The organism is Lederbergia sp. NSJ-179, assembly GCF_022867885.1.
Lineage (GTDB): Bacteria > Bacillota > Bacilli > Bacillales > Bacillaceae_C > Lederbergia.
Window position 1 is genome coordinate 14,534 of the sequence record NZ_JALIFP010000022.1, and the last position, 15,692, is coordinate 30,225.

General features: G+C 40.2%; 12 protein-coding genes. 2 read left to right on the forward strand and 10 right to left on the reverse strand.

The window, feature by feature from the left end; translation table 11 throughout:
* Positions 1-2: 2 nt before the first annotated feature.
* The 4 genes from MUB24_RS15305 to MUB24_RS15320 form a co-directional block, all read right to left on the reverse strand.
* On the reverse strand, positions 3-2,711 hold the full coding sequence (locus tag MUB24_RS15305; RefSeq protein WP_244705555.1) for an alpha-mannosidase: 2,709 nt from the start codon (positions 2,709-2,711) through the stop codon (positions 3-5).
* 268 nt (positions 2,712-2,979) lie between these two features.
* Complete coding sequence (gene galT, locus MUB24_RS15310) at positions 2,980-4,509, reverse strand: UDP-glucose--hexose-1-phosphate uridylyltransferase (RefSeq protein ID WP_244705556.1); 1,530 nt, start codon at positions 4,507-4,509, stop codon at positions 2,980-2,982.
* A gap of 73 nt (positions 4,510-4,582) precedes the next feature.
* Positions 4,583-5,572, reverse strand: a complete 990-nt coding sequence (gene galE / locus MUB24_RS15315; RefSeq protein ID WP_244705558.1) for a UDP-glucose 4-epimerase GalE — start codon at positions 5,570-5,572, stop codon at positions 4,583-4,585.
* A 49-nt stretch (positions 5,573-5,621) separates the two neighbouring features.
* A complete protein-coding gene (locus MUB24_RS15320; protein WP_244705560.1) occupies positions 5,622-6,794 on the reverse strand; it encodes a galactokinase in 1,173 nt (390 codons plus the stop codon).
* Between the two features lie 240 nt (positions 6,795-7,034).
* Here MUB24_RS15320 and MUB24_RS15325 point away from each other — a divergent pair, with 240 nt between their 5' ends.
* The gene (locus MUB24_RS15325) at positions 7,035-8,228 is read left to right on the forward strand and encodes an ROK family transcriptional regulator (RefSeq protein ID WP_244705561.1); all 1,194 of its coding nucleotides are present in this window, start codon (positions 7,035-7,037) and stop codon (positions 8,226-8,228) included.
* Positions 8,229-8,434: 206 nt separating this feature from the next.
* Positions 8,435-9,619: a M14 family metallopeptidase gene (locus tag MUB24_RS15330; protein WP_244705563.1), complete on the forward strand. Its 1,185-nt coding sequence runs from the start codon at positions 8,435-8,437 to the stop codon at positions 9,617-9,619.
* Between the two features lie 80 nt (positions 9,620-9,699).
* Here MUB24_RS15330 and manA read toward each other — a convergent pair whose 3' ends face one another.
* The 6 genes from manA to MUB24_RS15360 all read right to left on the reverse strand — a co-directional run bounded on the left by manA (position 9,700) and on the right by MUB24_RS15360 (position 15,447).
* The gene (manA, locus tag MUB24_RS15335; RefSeq protein WP_244705565.1) at positions 9,700-10,647 is read right to left on the reverse strand and encodes a mannose-6-phosphate isomerase, class I; all 948 of its coding nucleotides are present in this window, start codon (positions 10,645-10,647) and stop codon (positions 9,700-9,702) included.
* Positions 10,648-10,651: 4 nt separating this feature from the next.
* A complete protein-coding gene (locus tag MUB24_RS15340; RefSeq protein WP_244705567.1) occupies positions 10,652-11,065 on the reverse strand; it encodes a VanZ family protein in 414 nt (137 codons plus the stop codon).
* Positions 11,066-11,173: 108 nt separating this feature from the next.
* Positions 11,174-11,785, reverse strand: coding sequence for an SGNH/GDSL hydrolase family protein (locus MUB24_RS15345; RefSeq protein WP_244705569.1), 612 nt, complete (start codon positions 11,783-11,785; stop codon positions 11,174-11,176).
* 282 nt (positions 11,786-12,067) lie between these two features.
* Positions 12,068-13,354 carry a DUF4129 domain-containing protein gene (locus MUB24_RS15350; RefSeq protein ID WP_244705571.1) on the reverse strand — a complete coding sequence of 429 codons (1,287 nt, stop codon included), beginning with the start codon at positions 13,352-13,354 and terminating at the stop codon, positions 12,068-12,070.
* 21 nt (positions 13,355-13,375) lie between these two features.
* Positions 13,376-14,476 (reverse strand): DUF58 domain-containing protein, encoded by a 1,101-nt coding sequence (locus tag MUB24_RS15355; RefSeq protein WP_244705573.1) that lies wholly within the window; start codon positions 14,474-14,476, stop codon positions 13,376-13,378.
* Positions 14,473-15,447: an AAA family ATPase gene (locus tag MUB24_RS15360; RefSeq protein ID WP_244705622.1), complete on the reverse strand. Its 975-nt coding sequence runs from the start codon at positions 15,445-15,447 to the stop codon at positions 14,473-14,475. The genes MUB24_RS15355 and MUB24_RS15360 overlap by 4 nt, the downstream gene beginning before the upstream one ends.
* Positions 15,448-15,692 lie beyond the last annotated feature (245 nt).

A 15,692-nucleotide genomic window follows, 5' to 3' on the forward strand; every position in this document is an offset into this window, starting at 1 on the left:
GATTAATTGGCTCCTTCCATACCCACCGTGATAATTTTATAAGCATCCACTGGTCTATTTTGATAATTTTTGCCAATGGTTTCTACTTTTTCTTCCATCAAATTACTTTCATAATAGTTTACAGTATCTGGAAGATGAATCGTTAAGACTTTCTCCTGATTGGATGGATTATACACTCTCAAGAAAAGATCTTTACTGGTTTCTCCTCTTTTCACACTTGTTAACACAAGTCCATCGCTTTCCCACTGGATAAAATCTCCCTGTGCAGCTAATTCCCCAGCATGTTCGTTTGTTTGTACACATACTATCGGAATTTGGAAATCATAGGCTGCTTCATAGGCTTTGGCGGAAATGGCGTCTCCCGCATGAGGGATAACATACCATTCAGCGCTTTGTTTCCCTAGGCACTGTGCTTCAGGTGTTGGGAAATAGCCCCAGTCCCCTAGTTCAGAAACGGCTCGTAATACTGTTATCGCTAAAGTTGTATCTTCTTCCACAATTTCGTATTCTTGTAAACCTTTTGTTGCCACAGTCAATCCATTTTTACCATCTGATACAGAAGCAAAAGATTGTTGATGATGGTCAAAACTTGGATTGCTCCATTCCATTTCAGGCTTATTCGGTCTTTCGACGATTTCAAAAGCACTTTCGGCTAAATGATGGTCTGTCGCAAATCCGGTTGGGTACACAACACGAAGGCGATGATCTTTCGCCGTATTGTCAAAGTCTAGTTTGACAGCTACTCCTTTTGCATACTGATCCAAGGTTAATGTTGTCTTCAATTCTAGTGTTGTCATTTCATTGGAGCGGCGTGCTTCACGGTCTCTGTGCCAGACAAGTTTGTCTTTCAAAGCTTCTAGTTCTTCATGTGCCGCAGCTGGAATTTCAAATGAATGAGAAATTTCTATAATGCCTCTTGATGCATTGTTCTCTACCATTTTCACTTTTGCTTGTAACCCTTTTGTGGTAAAAGCTTTTTCTCCCGTTGCTTTTTTAAACATGTATTCATTGCCGATATCACTTGTATCTTCATAGCTTCCTATATGTTTGAATTCTTTTCCTGTTGCTTTATCAAGAACGTCGTATGTTCCATCTTCATGGACGCTTACACGAATATAATCATTTTCAAGTGTACGGTCGTTTTTAACCATTCGATCTGCTGTAGAAGTTGGTTCTTTTTCCACTAAGAAGTAAGTGTCATAACCAAATTCTGAAAGCTCCTCTGTTGTAAAAATCACTTTCACTTTTTTTGTATAATAAGGTTGTCTAAATTTATCATCAGGTAAATCATAGCCAAATTCTGACCCTAAATCTTCAATTGTTGCAGGAATTTCTTCTCCTTTCGCATTCACAATCGCCAATTTAGGTAAAGCTTTATTTTTTAAATGTCCGTGAATTTCTTGTAAAGGCATTTCTCCAAAATATACTTTTTCAAAATCAATGACTTTTTCAATAGTAGTATGACGTTTATAGCCTGCAGTATTCATGACGATCAGAGGAATCGCTGAATCAAACCCGTCAGGCGCTGTTGTCTTAATTTTCACCGCTATTTTCTCCGCTTGTTCTTCGATCAACATATCGGCTATTTGATCTACTTTTTTGAAACGAGTCACCATTTCTTCATGAACTTCATCAATGGAACAACCACAAATACTGTCATGCGGATGATTTTGCATCAATTGTTTCCAAGCGAAACGGAGATAATCCTCCGGATATTCTTCCCCATTCCTATAAGCAAATGCAGCAAGTGGTTCCACTAAACGTTCGAGCTTGATTTGCGCGGAATGATTCATTTGCTTTAAATAAATTCGAGCAGAAGCTGTATTCACTAGCGTTGACCAGCCATCTGTCCGTTGATTACGCAGCTCCCCTTTAACAGTCTGCAGTTTCTCTGGAAGGCTATTTTTTACCTCTTCCATGTACTCTTCAAAACTTGAATGTTTAAATTCAATGTCTGGATATAATTCATTCGCTAGTTTGATAGCTGCCGGAAGATCCTTTTGTAATGGTTGGTGGTCACAACCATTCATATAAAGTAAATGTGGAGTGGATGCATATTTTTTGGCATCCGCTAATTTCTGCTCCCAAAACTTTACTGCTTCCTCTTTTGATGAAGGAATTTCATTCCCATTTGAATACCAATTCGCAAACAAGACACCCAATACACTAGAACCATCAGGGGATTGCCACTCCAGTTCAGAATAGGGCGATTCAAAATTCTCGGAATCACTGACCATATTATTAAAGCCGGTTGGTTTTACCCCACGCCCAAATGCTGCTGTATCAATTCCTGCCTGCCTTAACATTTGTGGCGCTTGTCCGTAGATGCCAAATGTATCTGGGAAATAACCAAGCTTCGAATAGGAACCATATTTTTTCGCTTCATTCATCCCGATCATTAGGTTGCGTACGTTGGCTTCCGCACTTGTCAAAAAGGCATCTTGTAAAATATACCAAGGGCCAATGATGATTCTATTTTCTTCAATATATTTTTTCACTGATTCATATTTTTCAGGACGAACCTCTAGATAATCATCTAAAGCAATCGTCTGTCCATCTAAATGGAAACTTTTATAATCTGGATCATTCTCCAATTTTTCAAGCAAAGCATCCATTAATTTAACTAAATAATAACGATGCTTTTCAAAAGGTAGATACCATTCACGATCCCAATGGGAATGAGAAATAATATGTGCCGTAGTATTCGCCATGTTGTTCACAATCCTTTCCTATACTCAAAATGGGGCAACTCTCGGAAACCGCTGTCAAACACCAACATACTATCCGAATGTATAACTTGTACATTTACACTCTCCTATCATACATCTATACCTTAGTAATCTCAAAAAACAAAGTCAATCCTATAAACCAGTTACATAACATTTTTTCAGCTTTTTTAAACAAAATCAACCAAAAATTAATTTCATCAAAATTCGGAAAGTGCCAGACACCAAAAAGCCAGCTCTGAAGCTGACTTTTTTAGGATGTGGAGATGGTATGGAGGAATGTTCGGAAAGCTGCTTTTCCTTCAGCTGTTCTTTTAAATACTCCAGCATGTTCTAGTACGGTCCGGAAGGCATGGCCGACTTCTTCCTGTAAAATTCTTTGTACATTGTCTTGAGTAAGGTCTGTTTGATCTGCTTTAATTTGGCAGGCCCAATTGGCATGTTTTCGGGTCAATTCGTTTTCCGTTAATCTCTTTTCGTAATCCGGTTGGAGTAAATATTCGCCAACCAGTTGCAGTTCCTCTTTTAAACGACCTGGTAATACAGCAAGTCCCATTACTTCAATTAAGCCAATATTTTCTTTTTTGATATGATGAACCTCGTCATGTGGATGAAAAATCCCTAGTGGATGTTGTTCACTTGTACGATTATTTCTTAATACAAGATCAAATTCATAATGCTCTCCCGACTGTCGCGCAATGGGGGTAATCGTATTATGCGGAACTCCATCCGTTGAAGCGATTACCTCAACATTTGGATCACTGTATTCTTTCCACCGCCCCAAAATATAATCGGCCAACTCTGCAATTTGATGGCGGTCCTTTCCTCTTAAACGAATGACAGACATAGGCCAGCGCACAATCCCAGCTTCCACTCCTTCATATCCAGCAAAGGAAAAAGTATCTTCTATTTCCGCTTTCGCCATTGGGAAAAGATGATGTCCGCCCTGAAAATGATCATGGCTTAAAATCGAACCCCCTACAATCGGTAAATCAGCATTTGAACCAATGAAATAATGGGGAAATTGTTCGACAAATGCTAGCAGCCGCTGAAAACCTTCCTTTGAGATTTTCATCGGGACATGTTCACCAGAGAAAATAATGGCATGCTCGTTATAATATACATAAGGAGAAAATTGCAAATACCATTGATCTCCTTCTAATTCGACGGGAATAATCCGATGGTTTTGCCGAGCTGGATGATCGACTCTGCCTGAATAGCCCATATTTTCTTTACAAAGTAAACATTGCGGATAGGTGACAGCCTTTTTTGTTTTTTCCGCTGATATCGCAATAGGATCCTTCTCAGGCTTCGATAAATTGACCGTTATTTCTAAGTCACCATAGGGGGTAGCGGATACCCAATGTTCGTTTTTAGCAATTCGATCTGTCCGAATATAATGAGAATCCTTTGCAAGCTGATAAAAATATTCTGTTGCTGCTTGGGGACCTTCTTCTTCATAAATGGAATAAAATTTTTGAATAATTGTAGAAGGTCTTGCGATCAAGATTCCCATTAATTTTGTATCAAGCAAATCGCGAAAAGTCACTGTATTATGTTCCAATTTATCATGATCCGCAGCCCAATCTAAAATGTTAGCTAAACTATCAACAGGTGATGCTGCTTGGGAAATCTTACCTTCTTCCGTTTGAGGTAATTCCCAATCTTCTAATCCAAGGGCTTCAAGTAATTGATTACGAACAAAATCAACATCCCATTGTTCAATCAGCTTTTTTTGCAGCCCATACTGGATCAGTTGTTCCAATGCTGTGTAAATATTCATGGCTCAGCCTCCTCATCTCTACAGAATGAACGAATCAGGCGAAGGATTCTCTTCACCTGATTCTGTATATGAATTATTTTTCATAGCCATCAGGATGGTTGACAAACCAATCCCATGCACTTCCGATCATCGATTCCAATGAAGCATGCTGCGGTTTCCAACCAAGTTCTTTTTTCGCTTTTTCAGAGGATGCAACGAGTTTAGCGGGATCCCCGGCTCGTCTTGGAGCTACGACGGCAGGAATGTCTTTTTTCGTTACTTTTCTAGCGGCTTCAATGACTTCTTTTACACTGAAGCCATTCCCATTTCCTAAATTATAGATGCCACTTTCACCTGTTTTGCGCAATTTTTCAATTGCCAGAAGATGAGCCTCCACAAGATCGATCACATGGATATAATCACGAATACATGTACCATCTGGGGTATCATAGTCATCCCCAAAAATGGAGATTTGCTCCCGTTTTCCAAGTGCGACTTGTAAGATAATTGGAATTAAATGAGTTTCGGGTTCATGATCCTCTCCCACAATTCCATTTGGATGGGCACCTGCCACGTTAAAATAACGCAGAACAACATAGTGAATCCCATGGGCTTGTTCCGCCCATTTTAACATCTTCTCGATCGCAAGTTTTGTCTCACCATAAGGATTCGTTGGACTTGTTTCAGCGGTTTCTAAAATCGGAATTTCTTTCGGTTCTCCAAAAACGGCTGCTGTAGAGGAAAAGACAATTTTATGAACCTGATGCTTTTTCATCGCTTGCAGTAAAGAAATCGCCCCACCAACATTATTATCATAATAATCTAGAGGGACGTGCACACTTTCTCCCACAAGAGAATTCGCTGCAAAATGCATAACAGCTTCAATATTATTTTCAGTAAAGACCTTATCTAGAAAAGCCAAATCCCTTATATCTCCTTCATAGAACTTCGCATCATCCAATAAAGCCGCCTGATGGCCCTTCTGTAAATTATCAACAACAACAACCTCTTCACCGCGCCCAAGCAACTCCGCAACCGCATGGCTTCCAATATAACCTGCTCCACCACAAACTAAAATCGCCATCCGTTTCTCCTCCTATCCATTAAATTCAACATTTTTCAGGGCGTGCCTGTCACTGTAGTTCTTTTGCACCATCCCCAATTTTTACGTTATAGAAGTCTGCTTTGAGGCCTGTTGCTTCTTGATAGCTAGCACCGACGTTTTGAATGAAGGTGTCTAGATGGGTTTTTTTGACGAGGTTGACAGTACAGCCTCCAAAGCCCGCTCCGGTCATTCTTGCCCCAAGGGCGTCTTCGTTCCAAGCAGCTTCTACCAGTGTGTCCAATTCCTTGCCTGTGACTTCATAGTCGTCTCTTAAGGATAAATGGGAGGCACTCATCAGTTTTCCGAAAGCGGCAAGATCCCCAGCATTTAATTTATCGACAGCAACCAACGTCCGGGCATTTTCAGATACAGCATGTTTCGCTCTCCTGCGTTCGGTTTCATTTTCTATTAAATATTTATGAGCTTCAAATTCATCTACGGTTAAATCTCCGAAAGATTGAATATCCAATTCTTTTTGCAATTGCTTTAACGCACGCTCACATTCCGCTCGACGTTCATTATACTTGGAATCTGTCAATCCTCGGCTTTTATTTGTATTCGCAATCACTAATGCGTAATCCTCCAGTTGGAAGGGGGTATAATGGTATTCAAGTGTATGACAATCCAATAAAACGGCATGATCTTTCTTTCCCATTCCACATGCGAATTGATCTAAGATTCCGCAATTCACGCCAACAAATTCGTTTTCTGCTTTTTGAGAAAGCTTCACCAAATCCAACATCTCTTTATGAAAGGCAAATAATTCATTGACCATCACCGCTGTTGCCAGTTCAATTGAGGCAGATGAAGATAGCCCGGCACTATTAGGAATATTTCCAAAGTACAATATATCCAAACCACTAGAAAGCTTATGACCGGCTTTTTGGAAAACATCAATGACCCCTTTTGGATAATTCGCCCAATCATCCCTTTCCTTGTTAACAATCTCATCCAAGTTTGCTTCCATAATCCCCTTTTCAGTAAAATTAAGGGAATAGAATCTAAGTGTTCGATCCTCTCTTTTTTTCGCTAAGCAGTAAGTTCCAACATCTAATGCACATGGAAAAACATGACCGCCATTATAATCCGTATGTTCCCCAATTAAATTGACCCGTCCTGGAGCAAAAAAGACTCGTACACCCTCGCTATCGCCATAAACGTTTGCAAATTCTTTTTTTAACTTGTCTAGATTTTCCAACATGGTCACCTCTTTATTCATTATTTTGTGAAAAGATAATAGCCCATTCAACTTAATTAATTAACTTAACTTACTTTATATGTTATTATACATATAACCTTTTTGCAACCATTATTTTTACGAACAAAAAATAAGATGGGGATAAAACCCAGACCATTTCAGTAGGAAGCTATGCATCTTCCCCCTCGTTTTTTTAACAAAGAAAGGATTTGTCATACAATGATAAAGGGAAGTTTCAAATGGATGAAATCATTGAATCGAATGATCATATTAAATAAAATTCGCACAGAGGGACCGATTTCCCGCGCCTCCATTGCGAAACAAACAAAGCTCACACCACCAACGGTTAGTAAGCTTGTCAGTGAGTTAATCACTTCCGGCCTCGTGCTTGAAAGTGAGCAAGGTGAATCTGTCGGCGGGCGCAAACCGACCATGTTAGTGATTGATAATACCCGCTTTCATATTATCGGTCTAGATGTTGGCACCAAAATGGTCCGGGCAGTGCTTGTCGATTTATCCGGTTTCATGATAGATAAAATAGAATCCCCTATTCCTTTATCTATCTCCAAAGATTCCTTGGTTAAACTGATTGAAAGAACAATCAGCAAACTACTCCACTTACACAAAGATAAGGAAATGATCGGAATCGGGATTGGGATGCACGGGGTCGTTGATGTGACATCCGGAATAAGTCTCTATGCACCCGGATTGAATTTACGTGATATTCCTTTAAAAGAGGCATTGGAAAAAAAGTTTGAGCTACTCGTAAAAGTAGATAATGATGTCCGAGCAATGGCATTTGGAGAATACTGGTTCTCAAACGGGAAAAAGAATGACAATATGGTGATTGTCAATATTGGGCGTGGAGTTGGAGCGGGAATCGTCCTAAACGGGAAGCTTTTTCATGGGGAGCACGATTTGGCTGGAGAAATTGGCCATATGACGATTGATCTTCACGGCAGGCGGTGCTCCTGTGGAAATTATGGCTGTTGGGAAACGCTTATTTCCGGTCCAGCCATCGGTAAAGAAGCGCAACAAAGAATTGAAGAAGGGCGAGAAACCATTTTAAAAGATATGGTCGCTGAAAATGGTGAGAAACTGGATGGAGAATTCGTTTATAAAGCCGCTATGGCTGGGGACAAAGTAGCTCAGGATATTTTAGGAAAAACAGGAGAATATATTGGATTTGGGTTAACTAATTTAATTCATATCCTTAATCCAACTAAAATTATTCTTGGTGGCGGAGTGGCCCATGCCGAACCATTCATCCTCCCGAAAATAAAAGAAACCATCGCCGTAAAAGCACTGACGAAACAAGCAAAGGAAACAGAAATCTTGTGTTCAAAGCAAGGGGTTTTCGCAACCGCGATTGGGGCTGCTGCCTTGGTGTTAGGGGAAATTTTCGAAGGGGATTTTCCGGTGGGAGAAGAAAGCTAGACACGGTCTCATAAAGCAAAGCGGCTTCATGGATGAACAAGGTTATAAAGAATTGCCGCTTGGCTTTGTGTATCTGCCTATTCAATGCCAGCAATCTTTTTTAAAGAAGCTGTGTCTTTCCAGCAAAGACTTTCACACTTTTTTTGTCATGTTTCACATCTCGCTTCATACAACTAATATGATCAAATCATTTGGAGGGAAACCCTATGAAAATACAAGTTAGAGCGGGAGATACTCTAGAATATTATAGTCGATTATTTTCTATCCCCCTCGTCTTAATCGCTGATGCCAATCCGGGGATTGATCCGGAACAACTCCAAATAGATGAAACCGTCCATATACCGGGATTTAGGGAAAATACGTATACCATTCGTTATGGAGATACATTATCGGGGATTGCCAAGTCGTACCAACTCAAACTGGACACTTTATTCCTTTTAAATCAAGAGGTGGATCCGAATAATCTTTCAGTAGGAGATGAACTTTTTATTCCTATAAGGATGAGCAAAAGAGTCGTCGATCCAAAAGCCCATTATGATTTTACCCGTTTAAAAGCGGATATCGAGGCGCTTGCGGAGCTTTATCCTTTCATTCAAAAACGAGAAGCCGGACGCAGTGTTCTCCATCAGCCTCTTTATGATTTACGGATTGGCAAAGGACAGAGAAAAGTACAAATCAACGCTTCCTTTCATGCTAATGAATGGATTACAACTTGTGTACTTATGACCTTTTTAAATGATTACTTGATTATGCTAACAAACGGGCAAAAAATTAGTCAAACTCCTGCTCTCTCCCTCTACGAGCAAGCAGCGCTTTCCGCTATCCCAATGGTCAATCCTGATGGCGTGAATCTTGTACGAAATGGCCCACCGAAAGAGCTTGAAAAAGAACTGATTACCTTAAATAACGGAAGTGCTGATTTTTCAGGCTGGAAAGCGAATATTCGTGGGATCGATTTGAATAAGCAATTCCCTGCCAACTGGGAATTTGAAAAGAAACGAAAGCCTAAAAAACCTGGTCCTCGTGATTTTCTTGGATTTAAGCCAATTAGTGAACCTGAAACGATGGCGATGGCTGAATTGGTGCAAAAGGAACGATTTGCTCGGCTGCTTTCCTTACATACTCAAGGACAAGAAATTTATTGGGGATATGAGGGACTAGAGCCTCTTGAATCGAAAAGACTTGCCCATGACTTTGCCAAGCTAAGTGGTTATGAAGCGGTTCAATATGTCGATAGTTTTGTAGGGTACAAGGATTGGTTTATCCAAGAATTTCGCAAACCTGGATTTACGATCGAACTGGGAATCGGCCAAAACCCTCTTCCCATTTCGCAATTCGATGAAATCTATACAGATATACAACCACTTTTAGTAAGGGCATTAGAAAGTTAGATGGTTTATGAGCCGTTGCTTGCAAAAGGGGCTGTCTTTTCAAAAGACGCCCCTTTTGCAAATCTGCTACTTTATACTACTTACACATGCGAGACAATCAATTTTGCGTTTCCATCCAGTTCAATCGTTCCTACTTCAGCCGGTAGAATGAAATGATCGCCTTTTTGAATCGGATAAAATTGACCGCCCACCATCATATCTGCCTTCCCTTCAATGACACTGGCAAGCATGAAGGGCTTGTCTTGTTCAAAGGTCGCTTTTCCATCGATTTCCCATTTATAAACAGTAAAATATTCCGCCTCCACAAATGTCGTAATTTCGGCACCTGGAATTTTACTAATTGCTTCTTGAACATCAGCATTCTTATGAGGAATGGTAGCGACTGCGATCGATTGATCAATATGTAGTTCACGCGGCTGTCCATCTTGTCCAAGGCGATCATAATCATAAAGTCGGTACGTCGTATCGGAGCTTTGTTGCGTTTCTAGGACAAGTGTTCCTTCACCCAACGCATGAATCGTTCCACTTGGAACATAGAAAAAATCACCTGGCTTAATGTTCACTCTCCGCAGTAACTGGTCCCATTCGTCTCTTTCAATCATACTGACGAATTCCTCTTTTGTCTTCGCTGTATGACCATAAATCAGTTCTGCTCCTTCTTTACAATCAATAATATACCAGCATTCCGTTTTTCCAAGCTCCCCATTCTCATGCACATTTGCATACGCATCATCTGGATGAACTTGCACAGATAAATCTGCGTTCGCATCCAATATCTTCGTCAGCAATGGAAACACCTTTGTGGGATGATTACCAAATAATTCGGGTTGCTCCTCCCAAAGCTCAATCAATGTCTTTCCAGCTAACGGACCATTTTTAATGATCGAAGGACCATTAGGATGGGCGGAAATGGCCCAGCATTCTCCTGTATGATCAGATGGTATATCATATCCAAATTTGGTTTTAAGGGCAGTCCCTCCCCAAATTCTCTCTTGAAAAACAGGTTGTAAAAATAAAGGTTCCATCATGCTGTCATCCTTTCTTCCGTCTTACTACACATTTTCGAAAAAACTCCAACGCCAATAAAGCGAGTAAGGCCCCTAGTGAATCTAGGCCTACATCAAGCCATGAACCTGTTCGTTCTGGAATGAAGACTTGGTGAAACTCATCTGTTGCCGCATAAAAAGTTGTGAGACCCCAAGCGATTAAAAATCTATTTTTCTCAAAACTATTGTAAAATAAAATGGCTAGAAAGCCAAATGCTGTCAGATGAACCAATTTTCGAAATAGAACATTTAAGCTAGCCGCCACTTCTTCAGAGATGGGCAAAATCTTTAAAATGAATAGTTTTGTCTGTCCACCTGTTGATGCAGGTGAGGCCGTTGTGATAAAGATTGCGACACAGACAAGCATCGCTGCGGCAAGCCAAATATGCCTCTTTTTCATTTACTGAATACCTCGGTTGCTGTTTTCTCTTTCTCGTTTACTGCCCATATAGTATAAGGTGAAGCATCAAATGTGTCAAAATAATCACTGATTTGCTTTCTTCCCCTATCAAAATAATGCAGCACACGCCTTCATCCAGGATCTGGCCATTAGCATATTACCGGCAGAGTTCATGTGAACCCCATCCGTTGTTAACGGATGTTCATTTCCTGATAGGAGATAGTATTGAAAGTCTTGATGAGTCGGTACAAGAATCGCATGATATTGTTTTGCAAGCCTGCGGACAATTTCGACATAGTCTACTAGCTTCCGATTCCCTTCAGAATCTAAATCCTCTTCAATGACCGTTGGTTCCATCAAGATAAGTTGGGCTTTTGTTTTTTGACATAATTCATGATAAATTTCTTCAAATTGTTCAGGATAAACTTGTTCCATTTGTGGCTGATCTAGCTGACGCCATACATCATTAATCCCAATCGAGATAGATACATAATCTGGTTCCTCGCTTAGTACATCTTCATCCCATCTGGCTTGTAGATTGGTCACACGATCCCCACCAATTCCTCTATTGATAATCTCGATATTTTTTTCAGGATATGTAACGAGGAGTTCGTCATGAATAAGACGGACATATCCAAAACCAAGCCCCTCTGGATCTTCCCTTCTTCCTGTATCCGTAATGCTATCGCCAATCAATAAAATACGAGAATTTTTTTCCATTCCTATTTCCTCCCTGTTCCTATCAAATTAAGCTAGTTTAACATTAAAAGTTCCATTGATATATCATTCTTTCCCTTTTACATACCCATAAAGTAAGTGTTCAAAAAGGAGGATAAAAAGGACCAAGAAGTTCGAGGCGGCGCAGTTTCGAGCAGCGGACTTGTACAGGATGTACTGACTTCCGCGTTGCCCACAGGACGTGGGCGGTTTTAGCGGAAGATCCTTATCCTAATACATGAGCAGCGGAGAAACAAGCCAACGAAGAAATTCGCAGTGTCATTTTTACCGGACTTTTTGAACTTCCTCATAAAGCTTTTGCAAGGTTTGTTCATCTACATCCAACTCCCCATATCGCGCTTGTTCATAGGCTTCTCTTAATAAATTCAAGTCTTGCTTGGATTCAACATGACGAAGCACTTCACGAGGAGTCATGGAAAAACGAAATTCAACTCCTTTCGTTTGTCGCTCTATAAATTTCCTGTAAATAAACCTTACTTTCTCCCGATTCATCAGGGTCTCATAGCGTGGTTCTCGATTAAATAACTGTTTCATTATATTTTTCGCTTTAGTCTGCTGCTCTTTTTTCCATTCCTCCCAATCAAAAAGGCTTTCTTTTTCGTCTATATATTGCTCCGTTTCCCGCTGTCCTGGTGAACGATTTAAAAGGTCCTTAATGAACCGGAAGAATCTGCGAAGGACAGAGACAAGTCGACGGCGCACTTCTTTAATCAACAATAATAAAAGGAAAAGGACGATGACTCCGACAACAACATAAGCTATATAAGTCATCACCATATCCAAGAATTCAGCGAAGGCCGACTTTTCCCCTGCCGGAAGATCTGGGAGCATAGGGGATGATGGGGCCCCCTCCTCAATAATCGGTTCAGGATTGGTTTCAGAAGTTTGCCCAAACAGGAATCGTAATACTGCCTTAAATCCATTCCAAAGCCATTCACGAATTTTCCCAAAATTAGAGATCACTAAAATAACTAGAAAAGTACCCAGCAAAAAAAAGCGATTTTGCCTTTGAATGGTCCGACTAATATACGGTTTCTGCTTCTTAGATAGTGTTGACGTATTTAAAGCTTCATCATTCGAAAGCAGTAATATAATGCCAACGAGCACAATGCCGCAAATCGAAAATACCGTTAAATAGGGTTGAAAGAGAGACTGATAGCGAAACAGAAAATAGCCGCCGAAATAAATAAGCAAACCACTATACCACATAAAAAGGAGCGGGATGGCGGAGGAATCACCTTGATACGTTAAACCTCTAAACGCAAAAACAACCTGAATGATTGCTAGAGGTATTTGCATATACCAAATGTCGGAAAAAATCCATGTAGGTAATAGACCAAGACAGAGAGCTAGAAAAGTATAAAACCACCATTCTTGCTGTGGCCATAATGCTCTTAATAAGATCCCAATTAAAAATAATCCCCATAAACTAAAAAGCCAAACCCACAATTTTTCAGATCCTATTAAGAGTACACCCGCCATGAGGACAAGCGGAAACGTAAGTAATAACTCTGTAAACCCATGGTAAAAGGAGGTTTTTAATTGTTTCAATTCGATCTTCTCCTCTCCATACTAATTAGCCTGTTTTAATGGAGTAGCTGGTTCTAATTCTAGAATTTCGACAGAATTTCCCTTAGCCTCCAATTGCTTGATCCATTCACTCATTTTTTCCGTCACGACCGCCGTAATAATTAGGATATCCGTTCCTTCCATTTCCCTTTCCACTTCATCCTTCAGAAAAAAATCAAAATACGTACTAGAACCAATTTTTAACTTGGCCATCGTTTCTAATACATACATTAACTGCTGACTGCCATTAGCGGGATCAATCCGAATCGACTGTTTATCCGTTTCATCAAAATAGCTATTACAACCAAATCCTGTATCAATCCCATTATCAAGCGCATATTGGGCAATCGAAGCGGCATAAGAAATAGCTCTTTCCATCAATGGCTCATCAACAATCGGCCTCCATATATCCTCTGTTTGGTTAAAATTCACATAAATCATTAAATGATGATCCGCTGAAAAATCCTTTTGGCTCACCTGTAATGCCTGGGCCCTCGCTGTCGCCTTCCAATTAATCGTATTTAATGGATCACCCGCACTGTATTCTCGAACCCCTGCAGTCAGGAAGGGATCCTCCATAATCCAACGACGGACGATCACATCTCCTAACCAGCTATGAGCCGGTAAGGGAATTTGATCCATTGGAATTAGGCTAGGATATACAATAATTTCCGCTTGGGATGGAACAGTTTTAAATACTTGATCAAAACCAAATATATCACCTGTCGTTAAAGAAACTGTTTCAAAACGATAATGTCCCCTTTTCGTACACGTTAACGTTTGTCTTCGTCGTACTTTTTGATAAGGCATTAAACTGAAAAGAGTCCGATGAAAATCGCCGCCAGCATGGACTTCATTATCAAGGTCAGATTTTTTCTGGAACTGAAGATGGGCATTGATTTTCGATTCTAAGCGGAGCCAAGGAACAGGCAATAATTTTCTATTAGAAATTTCATCAATTATCTCAATGCTTTCTCCAGTGAAAACCGACCGTTTGCTAAAGGAGCGACGATATTGCACTTTCGAAAGACCCCAGCGACCAAATACAAACATTTGCCCAACAATGACGATAATCGTCATGACAATAAACCAGGCGATATTCATCTTGCAGCCAAACCTTTTCGAATACTTTCCTCCGTTGGCACTCTTATTTGCCCTAAAATATCATCCAATATTTGATAGGCTTGATTTTCTCCTACACGTTTCATTTGGGTCAACAAAATTCGGTGTCCCAAAACAGGCTTCACCATCGCTTTCACATCATCAGGAATCACATATTCTCTCCCTTTTATCACCGCATAAGCCTGTACCGCTCTTAATAATGCCTGACTGCCGCGTGGACTAACCCCTAAAGCAATATGTTCATGTGATCTTGTTTTTTCAATAATATCCATCATGTAATGATACAGATCTTCGCTCACATGTACATGTGAATAAAGCTGTTGTGCTTCCAAGATCTGCTCTCGATCAGCTACAGCTTCTATTTCCTCTGCTGGATTTCCCTCCTTAAAGCGTTTCAGAATCGTCATTCCCTCTTCTTTGGAAGGATAGCCTAAATGGACTTTTAATAAAAAACGATCCAATTGAGCTTCAGGTAATGGGAAGGTCCCTTGGCTTTCTAACGGATTTTGCGTCGCAATCACCATAAAGGGTCGATCTAAAAAATGTGTTTCTCCATCAATCGTTGTCTGCCTTTCTTCCATACATTCTAGCAAACTGGATTGAGTTCTCGGTGTCGCTCGATTGATTTCATCCGCTAACACGATATTCGTAAAAATAGGGCCTGAGCGAAACTCGAACTCTCCTATTTTCTGATTGTAAAAGTGAATTCCCGTTACATCAGAGGGCAACAAATCAGGGGTAAACTGAATGCGTTTAAAAGAACAGGATAAAGATTTAGCTAATGTTTTAGCCATTAACGTTTTCCCAGTTCCGGGAACATCCTCTAGTAGAACATGACCTGAAGAAATAAGCGCAACAAGCAACAAATCGATTGTTTCATCTTTTCCTACTATGACCTTTTGTACATTTTCCTTTAGCTGATTCGCCAATTCTTTTACTTTAAGTAGATCCATCTGTACGTCCTCCTTCGTTGTAACATTTTCGGATCTTTGTTGTGATTTCAGACATGACCAATGCTTCGGTTGTGACTGCTTTTGGACTTCTGCTGCGAATTTGGACACAGCCAATGCTTCCGTTGTGATCGCTTTAGAACCACTACGATATTTTGGGCCGACCAATGCTTCGTTTGGAGTTTCCATCCTTATTTTATGTAAATGTTATATAAAACTATGTATTTCTAAACGCTTCTGTTGTAAGC

Coding starts and splice junctions, on each gene's coding strand:
- MUB24_RS15305 (WP_244705555.1), bottom strand. CDS start 2,711: ATGGCGAATACTACGGCACATATTATTTCTCATTCCCATTGGGATCGT.
- galT (WP_244705556.1), bottom strand. CDS start 4,509: ATGAATATTTACACAGCATTGGAACAACTGATCCAGTATGGGCTGCAA.
- galE (WP_244705558.1), bottom strand. CDS start 5,572: ATGGCGATTTTAGTTTGTGGTGGAGCAGGTTATATTGGAAGCCATGCG.
- MUB24_RS15320 (WP_244705560.1), bottom strand. CDS start 6,794: ATGTTGGAAAATCTAGACAAGTTAAAAAAAGAATTTGCAAACGTTTAT.
- MUB24_RS15325 (WP_244705561.1), top strand. CDS start 7,035: ATGAAATCATTGAATCGAATGATCATATTAAATAAAATTCGCACAGAG.
- MUB24_RS15330 (WP_244705563.1), top strand. CDS start 8,435: ATGAAAATACAAGTTAGAGCGGGAGATACTCTAGAATATTATAGTCGA.
- manA (WP_244705565.1), bottom strand. CDS start 10,647: ATGATGGAACCTTTATTTTTACAACCTGTTTTTCAAGAGAGAATTTGG.
- MUB24_RS15340 (WP_244705567.1), bottom strand. CDS start 11,065: ATGAAAAAGAGGCATATTTGGCTTGCCGCAGCGATGCTTGTCTGTGTC.
- MUB24_RS15345 (WP_244705569.1), bottom strand. CDS start 11,785: ATGGAAAAAAATTCTCGTATTTTATTGATTGGCGATAGCATTACGGAT.
- MUB24_RS15355 (WP_244705573.1), bottom strand. CDS start 14,476: ATGAATATCGCCTGGTTTATTGTCATGACGATTATCGTCATTGTTGGG.
- MUB24_RS15360 (WP_244705622.1), bottom strand. CDS start 15,447: ATGGATCTACTTAAAGTAAAAGAATTGGCGAATCAGCTAAAGGAAAAT.